The 19,814-nt window shown below is 69.9% G+C and carries 18 protein-coding genes; all 18 read right to left on the bottom strand.

Going from position 1 to position 19,814, the window contains the following annotated elements; translation table 11 throughout:
• Window positions 1-72: 72 nt before the first annotated feature.
• Window positions 73-327: a DNA-directed RNA polymerase subunit omega gene (rpoZ, locus tag OVA17_RS15515; protein WP_055837405.1), complete on the bottom strand. Its 255-nt coding sequence runs from the start codon at window positions 325-327 to the stop codon at window positions 73-75.
• A gap of 103 nt (window positions 328-430) precedes the next feature.
• Window positions 431-1,285 (bottom strand): ABC transporter permease, encoded by an 855-nt coding sequence (locus tag OVA17_RS15510; protein WP_267787359.1) that lies wholly within the window; start codon window positions 1,283-1,285, stop codon window positions 431-433.
• The gene (locus OVA17_RS15505) at window positions 1,282-2,325 is read right to left on the bottom strand and encodes an aliphatic sulfonate ABC transporter substrate-binding protein (protein ID WP_267787358.1); all 1,044 of its coding nucleotides are present in this window, start codon (window positions 2,323-2,325) and stop codon (window positions 1,282-1,284) included. Before OVA17_RS15505 ends, OVA17_RS15510 begins: the two co-directional genes overlap by 4 nt.
• On the bottom strand, window positions 2,322-3,149 hold the full coding sequence (locus OVA17_RS15500; RefSeq protein ID WP_267787357.1) for an ABC transporter ATP-binding protein: 828 nt from the start codon (window positions 3,147-3,149) through the stop codon (window positions 2,322-2,324). Before OVA17_RS15500 ends, OVA17_RS15505 begins: the two co-directional genes overlap by 4 nt.
• Window positions 3,150-3,277: 128 nt before the next feature.
• Window positions 3,278-4,183: a guanylate kinase gene (gene gmk / locus OVA17_RS15495; protein WP_267787356.1), complete on the bottom strand. Its 906-nt coding sequence runs from the start codon at window positions 4,181-4,183 to the stop codon at window positions 3,278-3,280.
• On the bottom strand, window positions 4,176-5,036 hold the full coding sequence (pyrF, locus tag OVA17_RS15490; RefSeq protein WP_267787355.1) for an orotidine-5'-phosphate decarboxylase: 861 nt from the start codon (window positions 5,034-5,036) through the stop codon (window positions 4,176-4,178). Before pyrF ends, gmk begins: the two co-directional genes overlap by 8 nt.
• Complete coding sequence (gene carB, locus OVA17_RS15485; protein ID WP_267787354.1) at window positions 5,033-8,320, bottom strand: carbamoyl-phosphate synthase large subunit; 3,288 nt, start codon at window positions 8,318-8,320, stop codon at window positions 5,033-5,035. The genes pyrF and carB overlap by 4 nt, the downstream gene beginning before the upstream one ends.
• Window positions 8,313-9,485, bottom strand: coding sequence for a glutamine-hydrolyzing carbamoyl-phosphate synthase small subunit (gene carA, locus OVA17_RS15480; RefSeq protein WP_267787353.1), 1,173 nt, complete (start codon window positions 9,483-9,485; stop codon window positions 8,313-8,315). Before carA ends, carB begins: the two co-directional genes overlap by 8 nt.
• Window positions 9,482-9,985, bottom strand: a complete 504-nt coding sequence (locus tag OVA17_RS15475; RefSeq protein WP_267787352.1) for a hypothetical protein — start codon at window positions 9,983-9,985, stop codon at window positions 9,482-9,484. Before OVA17_RS15475 ends, carA begins: the two co-directional genes overlap by 4 nt.
• Window positions 9,982-11,304, bottom strand: coding sequence for a dihydroorotase (locus OVA17_RS15470; RefSeq protein ID WP_267787351.1), 1,323 nt, complete (start codon window positions 11,302-11,304; stop codon window positions 9,982-9,984). Before OVA17_RS15470 ends, OVA17_RS15475 begins: the two co-directional genes overlap by 4 nt.
• Complete coding sequence (locus tag OVA17_RS15465) at window positions 11,301-12,269, bottom strand: aspartate carbamoyltransferase catalytic subunit (RefSeq protein ID WP_267787350.1); 969 nt, start codon at window positions 12,267-12,269, stop codon at window positions 11,301-11,303. Before OVA17_RS15465 ends, OVA17_RS15470 begins: the two co-directional genes overlap by 4 nt.
• The gene (gene pyrR / locus OVA17_RS15460; protein WP_210075161.1) at window positions 12,266-12,796 is read right to left on the bottom strand and encodes a bifunctional pyr operon transcriptional regulator/uracil phosphoribosyltransferase PyrR; all 531 of its coding nucleotides are present in this window, start codon (window positions 12,794-12,796) and stop codon (window positions 12,266-12,268) included. Before pyrR ends, OVA17_RS15465 begins: the two co-directional genes overlap by 4 nt.
• Before the next feature lie 219 nt (window positions 12,797-13,015).
• On the bottom strand, window positions 13,016-13,426 hold the full coding sequence (locus OVA17_RS15455) for a VOC family protein (RefSeq protein WP_267787349.1): 411 nt from the start codon (window positions 13,424-13,426) through the stop codon (window positions 13,016-13,018).
• Between the two features lie 3 nt (window positions 13,427-13,429).
• On the bottom strand, window positions 13,430-15,013 hold the full coding sequence (locus OVA17_RS15450) for a Rieske 2Fe-2S domain-containing protein (RefSeq protein ID WP_267787348.1): 1,584 nt from the start codon (window positions 15,011-15,013) through the stop codon (window positions 13,430-13,432).
• Window positions 15,014-15,119: 106 nt separating this feature from the next.
• Window positions 15,120-18,068, bottom strand: a complete 2,949-nt coding sequence (locus OVA17_RS15445) for a DEAD/DEAH box helicase (RefSeq protein ID WP_267787347.1) — start codon at window positions 18,066-18,068, stop codon at window positions 15,120-15,122.
• A 241-nt stretch (window positions 18,069-18,309) separates the two neighbouring features.
• The gene (gene nusB, locus OVA17_RS15440) at window positions 18,310-18,720 is read right to left on the bottom strand and encodes a transcription antitermination factor NusB (protein ID WP_267787346.1); all 411 of its coding nucleotides are present in this window, start codon (window positions 18,718-18,720) and stop codon (window positions 18,310-18,312) included.
• Between the two features lie 2 nt (window positions 18,721-18,722).
• Complete coding sequence (gene efp / locus OVA17_RS15435) at window positions 18,723-19,283, bottom strand: elongation factor P (protein WP_056231743.1); 561 nt, start codon at window positions 19,281-19,283, stop codon at window positions 18,723-18,725.
• 72 nt (window positions 19,284-19,355) lie between these two features.
• Entirely contained in the window at window positions 19,356-19,814 is a 459-nt protein-coding gene (locus tag OVA17_RS15430) for a type II 3-dehydroquinate dehydratase (protein WP_267787345.1), read from the bottom strand.

Raw genomic sequence — 19,814 nt, 5'->3', positions numbered from 1 at the left:
CCCGGGCGGCGATCGGCCGCCCGGGGCATCGTCACATCTGTGAACAGATCACGAGAGTGCGCAGGCTGGGGATCACTCCGCAGCGCGCAGGCGCAGCTTGTCTTCGTGGATCTCGTGCAGAGCGATCGTCAGGGGCTTGTCCTCGACGGTGGAGTCCACGAGCGGGCCCACGTTGTCGAAGAGGTTTCCCTCGTGCAGGTCGGAGTAGTAGTCGTTGATCTGACGCGCGCGCTTGGACGCGTAGATGACGAGCTGGTACTTCGAGTCGACCTTGTCGAGCAGAGCGTCGATGGGCGGGTCGATAATGCCCTTGTCACGTCCGGCCATGGGAACCTCCTGGTGCGGCGGATGAGGTGGATGCGGCGCCGGGAGCGCCGAAGCATTCGACCAGTCTACCGCGCCGGGCTGCAATATCGCGTCGGGACCGCCGTCACGTCCAGCGGCGCAGCAGACGCTTCTCGATCACGCTGAGGATGGCGTTGGACAGCGCCCCCAGAACCGCCAGCAGCGCGATGGTCAGCAGGATGCGGTCGACGCGGCCGTTCTGCTGCGACAGCGTCAGGAGGAATCCGAGGCCCATCGACGCGGCGATGAGCTCGGAAGCGACCAGGAAGAGCCATGACTGCGCCATCGCCAGCCGCAGTCCCGAGACGAGGGAGGGCACGACGGCCGGCAGCTGCACCGCGCGGAACAACTCCCAGCCGCGCAGGCTGAAGGAGCGCCCCATCTCGACGAGCTGCGCGTCGACGTGACGCAGGGCGCCGGCCACGGTCGTGAAGATCGGGAAGAAGGCGCCGACGGCGATGAGGGTGACCTTCGAATCCTCGCCGATCCCCATCCACAGCAGCAGGAGCGGAACGAGAGCGAGTGAGGGGATCGCACGGATGGCGGCGAGAGTGGGGCTCAACAGCACGTCCCCCGCACGGGTGAGGCCCACCAGGGCCGCGACCGCCAGCCCGACGAGCGAACCCACGGTGAAGCCGACCAGCACCCGCTGCATCGAGATGGTGATATGACGCCACAACTCCCCGGACTCCGCCAGACCGACGGCGGCGGTGACGACGGACGCGGGCGGAGGCAGCCGGTACACCGGCACGAGCCCGACCGAGGTGGTGATCTGCCAGACCGCGAGAAGCAGGACGGGGATGACGAGTCCCCCGACCACGTGCACAGCCGGTCGTGACCAGAACGAGCGCGTCGCCGCCACGGTGACTCCCCCCTGGTCTGCGACCCCGGTGCGCCCCGTCCGCGCCTCGACCGCGAAGCGGCTGGCGCCGGCGGTCATCGATCGCCTGTCGCGGAGCGGGCGAAGTCGTCGTGCACGATCGACTCGAGGGCCGTCTGCACGGCCTGGTCACCACCCTGCACGGCATCGGACTGGACGAGCACGGGGGCGATCACGCGCAGCACCGCGAGCTGATCGTCGCCGGGGATACCGCTCACATCGAGGTTCGAGCGTTTGCCGATGACGGTGGTGGCCACCGACGGATCGATGCCGGCGACCTCCGCCAGCAGCGCTGCGGTCTCGTCGGGGTTCTCGAGTGCCCACGTGCGGGCCTGCTCGTATGCGTCGACGACCACCTGTGCGACGTCGGGATGGTTGTCGATGAAGTCCTCGGTCGCGTTGAGGAAACCGTACGAGTTGAAATCGACGTTGCGATACAGCAGCTTCGCGCCCGACTCAGCCTCCGCGGCGGCCATGATCGGGTCCAATCCCGCCCAGGCGTCGACCGAACCGGCGGCCAGGGCCGCGCGACCGTCGGCATGCTGCAGGTTCTGCAGCTGCACGTCATCGAGCCCGAGTCCGGCGGTCTCGAGCGCCTGCAGGAGGAAGAAGTACGGATCCGTACCCGGCGTCGCAGCTATCGACGTGCCGGCGAGGTCGGCGACCGAGGTGATGTCGCTGTCGGCGGAGACGACCAGGGCCGACCATTCGGGCTGGGAGTAGATGTCGATGACCTTGATGGGCGATCCGTTGGCTCGGGCCAGCAGGGCAGCCGACCCCGCGGTGGAGCCGACGTCGATGGATCCCGCTCGCAGGAACTCGTTGGCCTTGTTCGAGCCGGCCGACTGCACCCATTCGACCGTCACCGCGTCGCCGAGGGCCTTCTCGACGAGTCCCTGGTCGCGCACGATCAGGCTGAGCGGGTTGTAGGTGGCGAAGTCCAAGGTCACGGTGTCGGTCGACCACTCCCCCGCCGCGGAGGCACCGCCTGCTCCGGCCGAGGAGGGAGCGTTCTCGCCGGCGAGGCATCCGGTGAGCACGAGGACGAGCGCCCCCGCGATCGCGGTGGCGGGGACGAGGCGGCGGGACAGGGGGCTCATGGGGTCTCCTGGCGAGAGTGATGGACAGTGTGCACGCCGAGCCCGTTCAGGAGTTCGACGCGCAGGGCGGTCAGGGTGTGGTCGGCGCGATCGCGAGGACGGGCGCCCGGTACCTCGATCACGCGCGAGACGGACGACGCGGCATCGTCGTCGCCGAGCGCACGCAGGAGCACGACCCGGTCGGCGAGGTACAGCGCCTCTTCCACGTCGTGCGTGACGAGCACGATGGTGGTGGGGCGGGATGCGTGGATCTCGAGCAGCAGGTCCTGCATACGCAGCCGGGTGAGGGCGTCGAGGGCGCCGAACGGCTCGTCGAGCAGCAGGACCTCGGGGTCGCGGGCGAGCGCTCGCGCGAGCGAGGCACGCTGCGCCATTCCTCCGGAGACCTCGCGCGGACGGTGCGCCGCAGCGGCCTCGAGCCCGACGAGGTCGAGCAGCTCGGCCACGCGGGCCGTTCCGGAGCGCCGGTCGGTGCTGCGCGGGAGCCCGAGCGCGACGTTCTGGGCGAGGGTGCGCCAGGGCAGCAGGCGCGGCTCCTGGAACGCCATCGCTGTGCGGGCATCGGTGGCGCGCACGGCCGTGCCGTCCACGGTGATGCGGCCGGCGGTGGGGCTGTCCAACCCGCCGAGGAGGCGCAGGAGCGTCGACTTGCCGCAACCCGATGGACCGATGACGGTGACGATCTCGGCGGGCGCCAGATCGAGCTGGATGCCGCGCAGCACGGTGCGCGTCGCGCCGAAGGTGCGCTCGACGCCTCGGAGCGAGACGGTTCCGCGGGGCGCGGCGCTACGACCGACAGCGGGAGGACGAACGGCAAGGGGCATGCCCCCACCCTGGCGGCATCGCCGTCGTCCGCCGAGTCAGGTGTAACGTGGCGCAACCTCGCGGGGACCGGCAGCGAGGTCGCGGGAGTCCATCCCGCCGTCGACCGACGGTGCGCGCCGGTGACCGCTCAGCGCTGTGCCGCCGCCAGGGCGACGACCTCCGCAGCGGCCGAGTCGACGTTCTCGTTCACGACGCGGTAGTCGAACTCGTTCTGGGCCGCGAGTTCGACACGCGCCGTGCGCAATCGTCGGGCACGCTCCTCGGCATCCTCGGTCCCGCGCCCGACCAGACGCTGGACGAGCTCGTCCCAGCTCGGCGGCAGCAGGAAGACCAGGGTCGCCGAAGGATCGGCGGCGCGCACCTGGCGGGCACCCTGCAGATCGATCTCGAGCAGGGCGGTGCCGCCGCCGGTGAGCACCTGCTCGATGGGTGCGCGCGGAGTGCCGTAGCGGTTCTTGTTGTGCACGACGGCCCACTCCAGCAGCTCTCCCGAGGCGACCAGACGGTCGAACTCGGCGTCGTCGACGAAGTAGTAGTGCTCGCCCTCGACCTCGCCCGGGCGCGGCGCACGGGTGGTGGCCGAGACCGAGAGGTGGATCTCGGGGTAGTTCTGCTTGATGTGGGCGGCGACCGTGCCCTTGCCGACCGCGGTGGGTCCGGCGAGCACGATGAGACGACTGCGGCCCTCACGCGGCCCGGGCTCGGGCCAGCGCGTGTCGAGGTACTGCCGCAGGGCGTCGCGCTGGCGCGTGCCGAGGCCGCCGAGGCGTTTCACCGGCGAGATCGAGAGCGAGGCGAGGATGCGGTCGCGCTTGCTCTCGCCGATCGCGGGGATCGCCGTGAGGAACTCCGTCACGCGCATTGCACCGGCCGCGGAGAGCGGGTCGGCGAGTCCCCGGCGCAGCAGCTCCTGCGGCGAGATGACGCGCGTCGACACGTCGCGCTTGAGCGCGGCGCGCTCGCGACGGGCCTCGACGGCGCGGCGCGAGGCGGCGGCGCGGTCTACCTCGGGTGGGCGACGGGTTTCAGCCATGCAGGGACTCCCGGTAGAGCGCGGCGCGCTCATCGATGCGGGTGGCGAGACGGTCGGGTCCGACCGCGAGGATGCTTCGGCTCTCGTTGGCCACGACGGCCTTCGCGACGTAACCGAAGAGGCGGCGCAGATCGGCAGGGGCTGCCCCCTGCGCGCCGAAACCCGGAGCGAGGATCGGCATGCCCGCCAGAGCCACGTCTCCGAGGCCGAAAGCGGTGCGGTCCACTGTGGCTCCGACGACGACTCCCACGGGACCCAGGGCCCCGGGTGCGCCGATGTTGGCCTGGTTGACGTCGTGCGCCACGCGCGCGGCGACATGCTCGTGATCGCCCACGGCTTGCGCGTCGTCGACGATCGCGCTCTGCAGCGCACGCGCCTCGGGGTTGCTCGTCGCGGTCAGCACGAACGCGCCCTTTCCGTGGTGCACCGCGAGCGACAGCGTGTCGCGCAACGAGTCGGCACCCATGTACGGCGACAGGGTCACGGCATCCGCCTCGAGGGGCGAGCCGGGTTCGAGCCACGCGTGGGCGTAGCCCTCCATGGTCGTACCGATGTCACCGCGCTTGGCGTCGGCGATCACCAGGAGCCCGGCGTCGCGGGCGCCCGCCATCACGTCCTCCAGCGCGGCGAAACCGCGGGAGCCGTACCGCTCGAAGAACGCCACCTGCGGCTTGACCACGCCGACCCGCCCGCGGGCGGCCTCGACCACTCGCAGGCCGAACTCGCGCGCGCCCTCGGCCGTGGCATCCAGCCCCCACGCCGACAGCAGCGCGGCGTGGGGGTCGATGCCGACGCACAGGGCGCCGTGCAGGTCGAGGGCGGCGCTGAGCCGCTGTCCGAAGGTGTCGCTCACAGACGCCCCGCGCGATCCACGGCGTACTCCTGAAGGCTGCGCACTCCGAAGCCGTCCTTCATCGCGCCCAGGGCGCTCACCGCGGCGCCGAGCACGGCCATCGTGGTGAACAGGGCCTTATCGGCGGCCACCGCGGCTGCGCGGATCTCGTACCCGTCGGCACGGGCGGTGCCGCCCGAGGGCGTGTTGACGATCATGTCGATCTCGCCGGCGTTGATCAGGTCGACCACGTTCTGCTGGTCGGAACCCTGCGTCTCGGAGTACTTCTCGACGACCTTGACCCGGATGCCGTTGCGGGCCAGGATCTCGGCGGTGCCCTCGGTCGCCATGAGCTCGAAGCCGAGCTCCTGCAGGCGGTGGGCGGGCAGGATGACGGCGCGCTTGTCGGCGTCGGCGACCGAGATGAAGACGGTACCGGAGGTCGGCATACCGCCGTACGCGGCTTCCTGCGACTTCGCGAACGCCGTCGGGAAGTCGCGGTCGATGCCCATGACCTCACCGGTGGAGCGCATCTCGGGTCCGAGGACCGAGTCGACGGTGTGACCGTCGGCGGTGCGGAACCGCTTGAACGGCAGCACGGCCTCCTTGACGGCGACGGGGGCGTCGAGCGGCACGCGCGAGCCGTCCTGCTCGGGGAGCAGCCCCTCGGCGACGAGCTCGGCGATGGTGTTGCCGACCATGATCCGGCTGGCGGCCTTCGCGAGCGGGATGCCCAGGGCCTTCGACACGAAGGGCACGGTGCGGCTGGCGCGGGGGTTCGCTTCGATGACGTAGAGGACCCCCGCCGAGATCGCGAACTGCACGTTCAGCAGACCGCGGACGCCGACGCCCTTCGCGATCGCGAGGGTCGCCTCGCGGACGCGGTCGACCTCTGTGCGACCGAGCGAGACCGGCGGAAGCGTGCACGAGGAGTCACCGGAGTGGATGCCGGCCTCTTCGAGGTGCTCCATGACGCCGCCGATGTACAGGTCGGTGCCGTCGTACAACGCATCGACGTCGAGCTCGATCGCGTCGTCGAGGAAACGGTCCACGAGCAGCGGGAGCCCGGGGCCGATGATCGCCTGGTCGGCGACGCGCACGAAGTAGTCGCGCAGCGCCTCGGTGGAGTACACGATCTCCATGCCGCGACCGCCGAGCACGAAGCTCGGGCGAACCAGCACGGGGTAGCCGATCTCCTCGGCCACGGTGACCGCGCCCTCGACATCGATCGCCGTTCCGTTGCGCGGGGCGACGAGACCGGCCTCGTCGAGCAGGCGCGAGAACAGCTCGCGCTCCTCGGCGAGGTCGATCGCCTCGGGGCTGGTGCCGAGGATCGTGTAGCCGGCGGCCTCGATCCCCTTGGCCAGGCCCAGCGGCGTCTGACCGCCGAGCTGACACACGACGCCGAGGATCCGACCCGACTGGGACTCGGCATGCAGCACCTCGAGCACGTCCTCGAGCGTCAGCGGCTCGAAGTACAGGCGGTCGGACGTGTCGTAGTCGGTCGAGACCGTCTCGGGGTTGCAGTTGACCATGACGGTCTCGTACCCGGCAGCCGACAGAGCGAACGACGCGTGCACGCAGGAGTAGTCGAACTCGACGCCCTGACCGATGCGGTTGGGGCCCGAGCCGATGATGACGACCTTGGTGCGGTCGGAGGGGGTGACCTCGGTCTCGGCGTCGTACGAGGAGTAGTGGTACGGCGTGAGCGCCGGGAACTCCCCCGCGCACGTGTCGACGGTCTTGTAGACCGGGCGCACGTCGAGCGCGTAACGGCTCTCGCGCACCGCGGCCTCGTCGATCCCGCGGATCTCGGCGATCTGGGCGTCGCTGAAACCGTGCTCTTTCGCCGTGCGGAGAGTCTCGGCATCCAGCTCAGATGCCTCGCCGATGAAGTCCGCGACCTCGTTGATGAGGACCATCTGATCGATGAACCACGGATCGATCTTGGTCGCCTCGAAGGCCTGCTCCGCCGTCGCGCCCTTGCGCAGCGCCTGCTGCAGGACGACGATGCGGCCGTCGGTCGGCGTCTTCGAGACCTCGAGCAGCTCGTCGACCGAGCGCGACTCCTCGCCCCAGTGGAAGCTCGACCCGCGCTTCTCGAGAGAGCGCAGGGCCTTCTGCAGCGCCGTGGTGTAGTTGCGGCCGATCGCCATGGCCTCGCCCACCGACTTCATGGTGGTGGTGAGGGTGGTGTCGGCGGCCGGGAACTTCTCGAAGTTGAAGCGCGGCACCTTCACCACGACGTAGTCGAGCGTGGGCTCGAAGCTCGCCGGCGTGACCTTGGTGATGTCGTTGGGGATCTCGTCGAGACGGTAGCCGATCGCGAGCTTGGCGGCGATCTTCGCGATCGGGAAGCCCGTCGCCTTCGACGCGAGCGCCGAGGAGCGCGAGACGCGCGGGTTCATCTCGATCACGATGATGCGGCCGGTCGCGGGGTCGACGGCGAACTGGATGTTGCAGCCGCCGGTGTCGACGCCCACGGCGCGGATGATGTCGATGCCGATGTCGCGCAGGCGCTGGAACTCGCGGTCGGTCAGCGTGAGGGCGGGCGCCACGGTGATCGAGTCGCCGGTGTGGACGCCGACCGGATCGACGTTCTCGATCGAGCAGACGACCACCGTGTTGTCGGCGGTGTCGCGCATGAGCTCGAGCTCGTACTCTTTCCACCCGAGGATCGACTCTTCGAGGAGCACCTCGTTGGTGGGCGAGTCGTGCAGGCCCGCGCCGCCGATGCGGCGGAGGTCGGCCTCGTCGTAGGCGAAGCCCGAGCCCAGGCCGCCCATCGTGAAGGAGGGGCGGACGACCAGCGGGTAGCCCAGCTTCTCGGCACCGGCGAGGAGTTCGTCCATGGAGTGGCAGATGACGGATGCCGCCACGTCGGCGCCCGCCTCGATGACGAGCTCCTTGAAGATCTGGCGGTCCTCACCGCGGTTGATCGCGTCGAAGTCGGCGCCGATGAGCTCGACGTCGTACTTCTCGAGGATGCCGCGCTTGTGGAGCTGGATCGCCGCGTTCAGCGCCGTCTGGCCGCCGAGCGTGGGGAGAACGGCATCCGGCTTCTCTTTGGCGATGATCGACTCGATGACCTCGGGGGTGATCGGCTCGATGTAGGTCGCGTCGGCGAAGTCGGGGTCGGTCATGATCGTCGCGGGGTTGGAGTTGACGAGGATGACGCGCACCCCCTCTTCGCGGAGCACGCGGCACGCCTGGGTGCCGGAGTAGTCGAACTCGCAGGCCTGACCGATGACGATCGGGCCGGAGCCGATGACGAGGACGGAGTTGATGTCGTCGCGCTTAGGCATTCTTCTTGGTCTCCATCGTCGCGAGAACCATCTCGCGGAAGCGGTCGAACAGGTAGTTGGCGTCGTGCGGGCCCGAGGCCGCCTCGGGGTGGTACTGGACGCTGAACGCGGGGATGTCGAGGGCGCGTAGCCCCTCGACGACGTTGTCGTTGAGGCCGATGTGGCTCACCTCGACGCGGCCGAAGCCGTTCGGGCTGTCGACGACCTGATCGAGCGGGGCGTCGACGGCGAATCCGTGGTTCTGGGAGGTGATCTCGACGCGGCCGGTGGTCTTGTCGAGCACCGGCTGGTTGATGCCGCGGTGTCCGAACGGCAGCTTGTACGTGCCGAAGCCGAGGGCGCGCCCCAGCAGCTGATTGCCGAAGCAGATGCCGAAGAACGGCAGGCCGTCGCCGAGGACGGCGCGGAGCAGCTCGACGTGCTGGTCGGATGCCGCGGGGTCGCCGGGACCGTTCGAGTAGAAGGCCGCGACCGGCTCGATCGCGCGGATGTCGTCGATCGTGGCGGACTGCGGGAAGACGTGCACGTCGAAGCCGCGGGCCGCGAGGTTCACGATCGTGGACTGCTTGACGCCCAGGTCGAGGACGGCGAGGTTGCCGATCCGCTCCGCCGTGGCGGGCGTGACCTCGACCTCGGTGACCGAGACCTCGGCCGACAGGTTGCGGCCCGCCATGCCCGGGGCCTCGAGCACGCGGCGCAGCTGCTCGTCGGGAGCGAGGTTCGCCGCCTCGCCCGAGAAGACGCCGCCGCGCATGCTGCCCGACGAGCGGATGCGGCGGGTGACCGCGCGGGTGTCGATGCCCGAGATGCCGACGATCCCGTCCTCGACGAGGGCGTCGTCGAGCGAACGGTCGGCGCGCCAGTTCGACACCATGCGCGAGGGGTCGCGCACGACGTAGCCGGCGACCCAGATGCGACGCGACTCGGGGTCTTCCTCGTTCACGCCGGTGTTGCCGATGTGGGGCGCGGTCTGCAGGACGATCTGACCCGCGTACGAGGGGTCGGTGATGGTCTCTTGATAGCCGGTCATGCCGGTGGCGAAGACGACCTCGCCGAGGGTCTCGCCGCGTGCGCCGTAGGCACGGCCGGTGTAGCGGGTGCCGTCTTCGAGCACGAGGACGGCGGGGTCTCGCGTGAGGCGCGAGGAACTGATCAGGGCGGTCATGCGTCGCTTCCTGTCGTGGTGATGAGGGGACGGATGGCGTCGGCGAGGGCTTTCGCCGAGGCATCCTGGGGTCGGAGGTAGGTGTCGACGACGGTCTCGTCGTCGATGCGCCAGCTGACGCGCGTCAGGCCGTCGCGCTCGACCACGCGGTCGATGGCGACGGTGGCTTGAGCGGCATCCACCAGGCGGTCGCGGTCGAGCACGATGCGCGGCTGGCCTCGGAGGTCGAGCGCGACGCCCGCCGTGGTGACGGTGACGTCGAGGCGGGAGCGGAAGCCGAGACCCTTGATGGCGAGCCGCTCGAGCGGCTCGTCGTGCCGGGTCGTGGCGACGTAGAGCCCCGAGAACACCGCCGTCTCGACGGCGCCTTCGGCCAGCTCCCCCACCGGGGCGGAGTAGCGCGCATCGCGCCGCGTTCGTCGTACCCAGGCCCACGCGAGCAGGGCGAGCAAGACGACGGCCACGCCGACCATGACGAGCAGGGCGCCCTCGCGGCTCACGAGAGCGCTCCGGGGGCGTCGAGCACGGCACCGTCGGCGACGGTCGGGATGCCGGCACGCACGGTCCAGCGCACCTCTCCGGGCAGCTCCCGGCCGAGGTAGGGCGAATTCGTGCTGCGTCCCGCGAGATCGTCGAGTCCGAACGCACGCGAGGGGCGCGGGTCGTAGAGCGTGAAGGTGGCGGGCTGTCCCTCGGCCACGGGCGTGCCGTGGCCGTCGAGGCGACCGATGCGCGCCGGGGTCGCCGACATCACCCGGGCGACGTCGGCCCAGGTCATCAGGCCCGTCTCGACCATCGCCTGATGGACGACCCGCAGGGCGCTCTCGAGCCCGACCATGCCGTTGGCCGCCGCCGCCCACTCGCAGGCCTTCGCCTCGGTGGGGTGCGGAGCGTGGTCGGTGGCCACGATGTCGATCGTGCCGTCGGCCAGGCCCTCGCGCACCGCGAGGACGTCCTCTTCGCGGCGCAGCGGCGGGTTGACCTTGAAGCGGGCGTCGTAGTCGCGCACGAGCTCGTCGGTCAGCAGCAGGTGATGCGGGGTGACCTCGGCGGTGACGTTGACGCCCCGCTTCTTGGCCCAGCGAATAATGTCGACCGAACCCGCGGTGCTGAGGTGGCACACGTGCAGGCGCGAGCCCACGTGCTCGGCCAGCAGGACGTCGCGGGCGATGATCGATTCCTCGGCGACCGCGGGCCAGCCGGCGAGACCGAGCTCGGCCGAGACGGCGCCCTCGTTCATCTGGGCGCCCTCGGTCAGGCGGGGGTCCTGGGCGTGCTGGGCGATGACGCCGTCGAACGCCTTCACGTACTCCAGCGCGCGACGCATGATGAGCGGGTCGAAGACGCAGAACCCGTCGTCGCTGAAGACGCGGACGCGAGCGCGCGAATCGGCCATCGCGCCGAGCTCGGCGAGACGTTCGCCCTTCTGTCCCACCGTCACGGCGCCGATCGGCTGCACGTGCACATAGCCGGCGGCCTCGCCGAGGGCGAGCTCCTGCTCGACCACGCCCGCGGTGTCGGCCACGGGCGAGGTGTTGGGCATGGCGAAGACGGTGGTGAAGCCACCGGCGGCGGCCGCCCGGGAGCCGGTCAGGATCGTCTCGGACGCCTCGTACCCCGGTTCGCGAAGGTGCACGTGCAGATCGACCAGACCGGGCAGGGCGATGAGCCCATCGGCGTCGACGACCGTGGCGCCCGCGTGCGACAGACCGGAACCGGTCTCGGCGACGACCCCGTCGCGCACGAGGAGATCGGTGGCATCGTGGCCCTCGATGCGCGCGCCGCGCACCAGAAGCGTCTGGGGGGTGGCGTGGCTCATCGGAGGTCCTCTTTCTCGGTGTGGGGCCGTTCGCCCGCCAGAAGCAGGTAGAGAACGGCCATCCGCACGGAGACACCGTTCGTGACCTGCTCGAGCACCGTCGAACGAGGCGAATCGGCGGCTTCGGCGGAGATCTCCAGACCCCGGTTCATCGGACCGGGGTGCAGGACAATGCTACCGTCCGGCAGAGCCTGCAAACGCCGCGCGTCGAGACCGTACCGGCGGGAATACTCCCGTTCAGTCGGGAAATACGCGGCACTCATTCTCTCGAGCTGGATGCGGAGCATCATGAGGGCGTCCGGACCCGCTGCGATCGCATGATCGAGGTCGTAGTCGATCTCCACGGGCCACCCGCTGACGTCCTGCGGCACGAGCGTGGGCGGGGCGACAAGGGTGACCTGGGCGCCCAGGGTGTGCAGCAGCCAGACGTTCGAGCGCGCGACGCGCGAGTGCAGCACGTCGCCGACGATCGTCACCCGGATGCCGCTGAGGTCGCGGCCGCGGCTGTCGTCGCCGAACAGGCGCTTGCGGATCGTGAGCGCGTCCAGCAGGGCCTGGGTCGGGTGCTCGTGCGTGCCGTCGCCGGCGTTCACCACGCCCGCGCTGATCCAGCCGGAGGTCGCGAGGGTCCGAGGAGCGCCGGAGGCTCCGTGGCGGATGACCACGGCATCCGCCCCCATCGCCTGAAGGGTCTGCGCGGTGTCCTGGAGCGACTCGCCCTTGCTGACGCTCGAGCCCTTCGCCGAGAAGTTGATGACGTCGGCGGAGAGGCGCTTGGCGGCGGCCTCGAACGAGATGCGCGTGCGCGTGGAGTCCTCGAAGAAGAGGTTGACGACGGTCTTTCCGCGCAGGGTCGGAAGCTTCTTGACCTCGCGGCGCTGGGTGTCGGCCATGTCTTCGGCGACGTCGAGGATCTGCAGGGCGTCATCGCGCCCGAGGCGCTGCGTGTCGAGGAGGTGCCTCATGATTCGATCGTCACCTCCTCGACGCCGTCGATCTCGGCGAGGCGCACGTTGACACGCTCGTCGCGGGCGCTGGGGAGGTTCTTGCCCACGAAGTCGGGGCGGATCGGCAGTTCGCGGTGACCGCGGTCGATCAGCGTCGCAAGGCGCACGGCGGCGGGGCGGCCGATGTCCTGCAGAGCGTCGAGGGCGGCACGGATGCTGCGGCCCGAGAACAGCACGTCGTCGATCAGCACGACCGTCTTGCCGTCGATGCCCCCGGCGGGGATCTCGGTCTTCCGCGGGGACCGCGTGGGATTGCGGTGCAGATCGTCGCGGTACATCGTCACGTCGAGGGAGCCGACCGCGACGGGAGCACCGCCGAACTCGCTGACGAGAGGGCCGATCCGATTCGCGAGCGTGACGCCGCGGGTCGGGATGCCGAGGAGGACGAGTCCCTCCGGTCCTTTGTTGGACTCCAGGATCTCGTGCGATATGCGCGTCAAAGCGCGGGCGATATCGGCATCGTGCATGACGGTGCGCGTATTCATCCGCCGCTCCCTTCTCCGCCTCACGGGACGGGGTTAAAGGTTGCTGTGGTTCTCGGACCAGTCTAGCGGGTGGGCTGGCCGGATGCCGTGGAGAGAAGCTGTGCGGCGGGGGTCCGTATCAGCGGGGTAGCTCGGCGACCCCGCCGCCGTCGGCCGCACCCGCGCATCCGGCGAGGAGCGTGCCATGTCATTCGGCTGGCGCCGCCTTCGCAGGGCGCGTCAGTCGAGGGTCGGGGTCTCGTCCTCGTCGGCGACGATCTCTGCTTTGAAGCCGGCGGAGTTCTCCATCCATCCGGCGTAGTGGGCCGGACCGCCGGCGAACGGATAGCGCTCTTGGTAGAGGGGCCGCCAACCGTGATCCGAGCAGGACGCCATGATCTCGTCGACGCGCGCTCGAGAACCCCCGCGGAATGCCAGGTGGTTCACACCCGGGGCGCGACGGTCGTGATCGGGACGGGACAGATTGGGCGACGTGGTGAGGGTGAGGTAGGACTCCCCCGCGGCCCACGACTCCCCCTCGGTCCACTCGGCGCTGCGCTTGAATCCGAGCTGGTCGAGCAACCACCCCCAGTCCGCGCGCGCCACGACCGGGTCGGCGACCCAGACCTCGACGTGATGGAACCCCGGCACGGGTCAGCCAGCGGCGACTTCGGCGGCAGCCCGCTCGGCCTCGGCGCGCTCGCCGCTGGGCGTGGAGCGGATCGGGTGACCCGTCGTGGTCAAGCAGCGACCGCTGGCCAGGTCCCACTTCCAGTCGTGCAGCGAGCACGTCAGCACGCCGTTCTCGATCTTGCCGGTCTTGGTGAGGTCCGCGCGCAGATGCGGACAGCGGCGCTGAACGGTCCACCCGTCGATCTCGGCATCCTCGGTCTGATCCGACTGCTCGGCGTACCAGTTCTCGACGTACTCGATGCGGTCGCGCGACAGGCACTTGAGGAACGTCGTGAGGAACTCGTTGAACTTGCCCGAACGACCCACCTCGAACTGCATCGACAGGAAGATCGAGTTCGACCAGTCGATCTCGTGATCCCGGATGTTCGTCGACACGAGGTCGGCGGGGATCGTGTACCAGTAGATGCACTCTTCGCCCGCGTACTCCCGGACCTTCGCCTTGGGGAAGTCCACGACCATGTCGAGCTCGCCGATGCGGAAGCGCACCATGCCGCCGACACCGTTGCGGATCGTGCGGGCACGACGCAGCAGCGGCTCCCACCACTCCTTGATCGCGGCGAGCATCTCCGCCGGGGGGATGACCTCCGCGCGAGTGGCCTCCTCGGCCCGCACCTCTGCCTGACGGCTGTCGCGCTGCTCGGCCAGGTAGTTCCACTTGTCACCGAAGACACGCTCGATCTCGGCATCCGTGTACAGCGTCTGGGTGACGGTGACGTCCGACCCCTGCACCTCGACCTCGGTCCCCGGGAGGAACAGGTAGCCCTTCTGGTCGGGGCGCTGCTCCTTCATGTGCGCGAGGAACTCCCGCTGGTCGGTGAAGATCGAGTCGTTCTCGAGGCCCGTGCCGTTGTAGCGGAACAGCTCCTCGCGCAGGAACATCGGCGGACCGGCCATCGGGAACACGTGCTCGGCGTCCACCTTGTCGATGTAGTACATCGCGCGCTTGTTCTGCGCGTCGCGCTTGAGCTGCGCGAAGTTCTGCTTCGCGTCCTGGGGCAGGTCGTAGACCATGGGCCACCAGATCGCGCCGGAGACCTGCGTGAAGTACGCGTCGGGCTTGCCGAAGTCGAACAGCTTGTCGAGGTCGAGCGGGTGCGAGTCGTTCTGGTTGAGGATCGACGCGGTGCCGTCGTCGAGCGACAGCGACGAGTCGCCGATCGGACCGTCGGAGGGGGCGCGCAGCGGCGTCACCATGAGCTTCAGGTCGCCGAACTGCAGGGGCACGCCGGCCTCGGTGCGGATGAGGTTCGTGTAGCCGAGCGCGATGAGGTCCTGCTCGAGGTCGTCGGTCGGGTACTCGGGCAGGAGCACCTTGATGTCCTTCGACACGTAGCGTTCCAGCATCGCCGGATCGAAGTGATCGCGGTGGCGGTGAGAGATGTACAGGAAGTCCGCCTTGCCGAAACGCTCCCAGTCGAGGGCGCGGTTGTCGGGGAAGGGGAACCACGAGCCGAAGAAGCTCGGGCCGATGACGGGGTCGCAGATGATGCTGCCGCCGCGCGTCTCGATGAACATTCCCGCGTGGCCGAGGCCGGTGATCTTCATGCCGCTCCTGTGTCGTTGGCGAACCCGAAGAGTCTACGCGCGCACGGCTGCGAGCGTCCGGGGAGCGCGGGGTGTCGGGGCAACGCGCAGTCGCCACCCCCGCCCCTCACGGCCCCAGCAGTCCCCGGATGTCGTCGGCGTCCAGGGCGGCCGCAAACGCGTCGCCGTCGTCGATCACCGCGTCGAACAGCGCAGCCTTCCGATGCTGCAGAGCCCGAACCTTCTCTTCCACCGTGCCCGCGGCGATGAGGCGGTACACGAACACGCTCTTGGTCTGCCCGATGCGGTGAGCGCGGTCGATGGCCTGCGACTCCGCGGCGGGGTTCCACCACGGGTCGAGAACGAACACGTACTCGGCCTCGGTGAGGGTCAGACCGAACCCACCCGCTTTGAGACTGATGAGGAACACCGGGGCGTCTCCCCCGCGGAACCCGTCGATCACGTCCCCGCGCCGGGTGGTGGAGCCGTCGAGGTGCGCGTACGACAGGCCCTCGGCATCCAACCTCTGGGCGGCGAGGTCGAGGAACGACGTGAACTGGCTGAACACCAACGCGCGGTGCCCCTCGGCGGCCACCTCGACGAGGCGCTCGAGCAGAACGTCGAGTTTCGCCGACCCGAGGTGCGCGTCGCGTTCGTCGACGAGCCCCGGCGCCAGGGCGAGCATGCGCAGCAGGGTCAGGGACCGGAACACGATGAAGCGCTGCCGATCGAGGTCGTCGAGAAGACCCAGCACCTTCTGCCGCTCGCGCTGCAGGACCCGGTCGTAGAGCTCCTGATGGGCGGGGCCGAGGGGGACGGCGATCTCCTGCTCCTGCTTGGGAGGCAGATCGGATGCCACGACATCCTTCGTTCGGCGCAAGAGGAACGGTCGCACGCGTCGACGAAGCCGCTCCAGTGTCTTCTCGCGGTGCGCGCTCGCCGCGGCCGCCGAGATCGCGGTCGGGGCATCCGCGGGCAGCTGCTCGATCGCGCGCGTGTAGTCCTCGCGGAACTGCCGGATCGAGGGGAACAGCCCGGAGGCGGTGAGCGCCAGCAGCGCCCAGAGGTCGTCGAGGCCGTTCTCGATCGGGGTCCCCGTCGCCGCGAACACGGCATCCGTGGTCAGCGACGCGATCGCGCGATGGATCCGCGTCGCCGGATTCTTCACGAACTGCGCCTCGTCGAGGACGACACCGCCCCAGTGCGGCACGCCGAACTCCTCGGCATCCGTGCGCACGACCCCGTAGGGGGCGACCACGACGTCGACGCCCGCGGCGATCTCGGCGACCGTCCGCGTGCGACGCACCGACGTGGCCTCGACCAGGGCGACCCGCAGATCGGGGGCGAAACGCGCGGCTTCGTCGCGCCACGTGGGCAGCACAGACGTGGGGGCGACCACGAGCCAGGGGCGGGTCTGGCCGAGCGCACGCGTGTGCGCGACCAGGGCGAGCAGCTGCAGCGTCTTGCCGAGACCCATGTCATCGGCCAGGATGCCGCCGAGCCGGTGCGCGTGCAGCAACGCGAGCCACGACAGCCCCTCGCGCTGGTACGGGCGCAGCTCGGCGCAGAATCCGGCGGGCGTCGGCACGTCCGGTACGTCGGCGACACCGCGCAGGGCCCGAGCGAGACCGCGCCATTCGACGGCGGCGTCGGACTGGTCGGCCAGGTCTTCGAACTCGGCCCACAGCGACATATGGGTACGCGAAAGACGCGGACCCGTCTCCCACTCGTCGAGGGCCGCGGCCTCTTCCAACAGTTCCCGCAGACGCTGCAGGGCGGGATGCGCGAGAGAGAACCACGCGCCGTCCGAGAGCTTGACCCGTGTCCTCCCGCGCGACAGGGCCGAGAACAGCATCCCGAACGGGATCGTGCGCCCCTCGATGGTCACGACGATCCCCAGGTCGAACCAATCGCGGTTGAGGGACTCCACCGCGGTGATGCGCAGCGACGGGTCGCCCCGCAGCTCGCGGAACGCCGGGGCGGTGCCGGTCGTGCGCACCCGCACCTCGTCGAGCACATCGACGGTGGGCAGCACGCGCGTCGCGAAGACGGCGGCATCGGCATCACGCAGGATCGCGCTCGCCGCGATCGGCAGGTCGGTTGCCGCCGCCCACGCCGTCGCGAACCGCTCACCGATCTGTGCCTCGGCGCGCACCTCGCGTTCGCCGTCGTCTGCGTCTGAGCCGTAGGCGACACGGAGACCGCCGGGATACGCCCAGGTGAGCCGGTAGGTCACGACGTCGTCCTCGTAGCCGACCGCCACCTCGAGGGTCGGGCGTGCCGGCGGTGGGGCCGGAACCCCCGCCCCCACCGACAGGGGCGCGCGCCGAGCGAGCCGGGGATAGACCTCCGCCACGAACTCGGCGGCCTCGGACGGCGGCACATCGACCGGCGGAGCCCCGAGCAGCGACGGCAGCGGTGCGGGCAGATCGACGGCGGCCAGCACGATCGGCACCGGGTCGACGTCGATCGCATAGGCGAACAGCCCCGAGTCGCCGATGGCGCGGGCGTGCGCGGCATCCGTCGACCGCCCGTCGAGCTCGAGGGCCGCCGACACACGCAGTGCTCCCTGACCCACCGCGTCGAGGGCCACACGCGCCGTCGCTTCACGAGCGAGTCGCACACGCTGCTGCGCGTGCATCGGAACGAGAGGGATGCCGAGACCCTCGGCCGCGGCCAGGTGCGGCCACAGCAGCGGCGAGTCGATGGCGTCGAGCGCCACGGTGTCCCCCGACGGGGCGAAGGGACCCGCCGTGCGCAGGGCCTGCGCCAGGGCGTGGAGCTCGGCGAACCACCTCACGTGTGCGGGGTAGAACCGGCCGGAGGACCGCCGGACGGCATCCCACGTGGCATCCGCGCGGATCCACGCGTCTCGTGACCCACGCACGAGGGGGCGGGCGACCAGCTGCAGGTCGTCCTGCCGTTTCGCCAGCGATCGCGGCGTGACGGGCACCACCGCTCGCGCCTCCCAGCGCGACGGGTCGTAGGCCTCGCGCTGGCGCAGCTCGACGCCGAGGGCGAGCGGCTCGAACGCGGTCCGCGCGCCCTCGGGGACGAGGTCGCGCCACGAGGTCACGGCACGATCCTTCCGCTGACCTCCGACATCGCGGCCGGAACGTCGCCCCCGGCGACCTCTCGGCGCGCAGAAACGCGGCCCGCGCGCATAAACGCGGTGTCTTCGCGTTTATGCGCGCGCAGAGCGTTTATGCGTGGGGTGGGGGCCGCGGCAGGCGAAACGGCGCTGCCCCGGGAGTCGGAACGACGCGACGCGGCCGCCGACGGGAAGTCGGGGCCGCGTCGGAACACGTCGGAAGGGGTCAGGACGATCGCGCGATCCGCGCCAGCACGCCGTGCACGAACGAGCCGGAGTCGTCGGTCGAGAATTCCTTGGCGAGCTCGACGGCCTCGTCGATCGCGACGGCCGTGGGCACCTCGTCGTTGTAGAGGATCTCCCACGTGCCCATGCGCAGCAGCGCACGGTCGACGGCGGGCATGCGCTGCAGCGACCAATCCTTCGAGAAGGTGGTGATCTGCTCGTCGATCGCGTCGCGGTTGTCGATCACGCCGTCCACGATGTCGCGGGCATAGAGCCACGAAGACTCGCGAGCGGGCTCGTTCGCCGCGCGCTTGGCCTCGGTGGCCAGCATGATCGACAGCTCCTCGCCGCGCACGTCGGCCTGGAAGAGGATGTCGAGGGCGCGCTTGCGCGCCTTGGTACGGGCGCTCAACGTCAGCTGATGCGGCCGAGGTACTCGCCGGTGCGAGTGTCGACCTTGATCTTGGTGCCGGTCTCGAGGAACAGGGGAACCTGCATCTCGTAGCCGGTCTCGACGGTGGCGGGCTTGGTGCCGGCCGACGAGCGGTCGCCCTGCAGGCCGGGCTCGGTGTACGTCACCTCGAGGATGACGGACGGCGGCATCTCGACGTACAGGGGGTTGCCGTTGTTGAGCGCGATCTGGACCTGCTGGTTCTCGAGCAGGAAGTTGGCGGCGTCACCGACCGTGGCGGCACCGACCGTGATCTGGTCGTAGTCGGCGACGTCCATGAAGACGAAGCCGTCGCCGTCGTTGTAGAGGTACGTGAAGTCGCGGCGGTCGACGTTCTCGGTCTCGATCTTGGCGCCGGCGTTGAAGGTCTTGTCGACGACCTTGCCGCTCATGACGTTCTTCAGCTTCGTGCGGACGAACGCGCCGCCCTTTCCGGGCTTGACGTGCTGGAACTCCACGACGCTCCAGAGCTGACCGTCGATGTTCAGGACGACGCCGTTCTTGATGTCTGCAGTGGATGCCATGAGTGCCGATATTCCGTTTCGTGAGTCGAAGTGGGCGAGAGCCCGACGTCAGAGTCTACGCGATCCCCGCCGTCAGCCGTCGGCCCGCCCCGAGAGGACCTCGACCAGGAGGTCGACGGCGCGGGCGTAGCCGGGCACTCCTTCGCCGATGACGTGCACCACGGCGACGTCTTCGATGTAGGAGAAGCGGCGGAAGCTCTCGCGCTCCTTGATGTTCGAGATGTGCACCTCGGCGACGGGAAGGGCGACGGATGCCAGCGCATCCCGCAGCGCGACCGAGGTGTGCGTCAGCCCTCCGGCGTTGATCACGATCCCGGCGCAGTCCAGACGTGCGGCGTGGATCGCATCGATCAGCACCCCCTCGTGATTGCTCTGGACGGCGCGGACCTCCAGTCCGTGCCCGTCGGCGGCCTCCGTCGTCACGCGCTCCACGTCGGCGAGGGTCTCGCGGCCGTAGATCTCGGGTTGGCGCGTCCCGAGCAGGTTGAGGTTCGGGCCGTTGACGAGCAGGAGACGGCGGGGGGTGGTCAT

The sequence above is a fragment of the Microbacterium sp. SL75 genome (assembly GCF_026625865.1).
Classification (GTDB): Bacteria; Actinomycetota; Actinomycetes; order Actinomycetales; family Microbacteriaceae; genus Microbacterium.
Note: the sequence above shows the minus strand (reverse complement) of the source record. Positions and strands in the feature narration are given on the sequence as shown.

Coding starts and splice junctions, on each gene's coding strand:
- rpoZ (WP_055837405.1), bottom strand. CDS start 327: ATGGCCGGACGTGACAAGGGCATTATCGACCCGCCCATCGACGCTCTG.
- OVA17_RS15510 (WP_267787359.1), bottom strand. CDS start 1,285: ATGACCGCCGGCGCCAGCCGCTTCGCGGTCGAGGCGCGGACGGGGCGC.
- OVA17_RS15505 (WP_267787358.1), bottom strand. CDS start 2,325: ATGAGCCCCCTGTCCCGCCGCCTCGTCCCCGCCACCGCGATCGCGGGG.
- OVA17_RS15500 (WP_267787357.1), bottom strand. CDS start 3,149: ATGCCCCTTGCCGTTCGTCCTCCCGCTGTCGGTCGTAGCGCCGCGCCC.
- gmk (WP_267787356.1), bottom strand. CDS start 4,183: ATGGCTGAAACCCGTCGCCCACCCGAGGTAGACCGCGCCGCCGCCTCG.
- carB (WP_267787354.1), bottom strand. CDS start 8,320: ATGCCTAAGCGCGACGACATCAACTCCGTCCTCGTCATCGGCTCCGGC.
- carA (WP_267787353.1), bottom strand. CDS start 9,485: ATGACCGCCCTGATCAGTTCCTCGCGCCTCACGCGAGACCCCGCCGTC.
- OVA17_RS15470 (WP_267787351.1), bottom strand. CDS start 11,304: ATGAGCCACGCCACCCCCCAGACGCTTCTGGTGCGCGGCGCGCGCATC.
- OVA17_RS15465 (WP_267787350.1), bottom strand. CDS start 12,269: ATGAGGCACCTCCTCGACACGCAGCGCCTCGGGCGCGATGACGCCCTG.
- pyrR (WP_210075161.1), bottom strand. CDS start 12,796: ATGAATACGCGCACCGTCATGCACGATGCCGATATCGCCCGCGCTTTG.
- OVA17_RS15450 (WP_267787348.1), bottom strand. CDS start 15,013: ATGAAGATCACCGGCCTCGGCCACGCGGGAATGTTCATCGAGACGCGC.
- efp (WP_056231743.1), bottom strand. CDS start 19,283: ATGGCATCCACTGCAGACATCAAGAACGGCGTCGTCCTGAACATCGAC.
- OVA17_RS15430 (WP_267787345.1), bottom strand. CDS start 19,814: ATGACCACCCCCCGCCGTCTCCTGCTCGTCAACGGCCCGAACCTCAAC.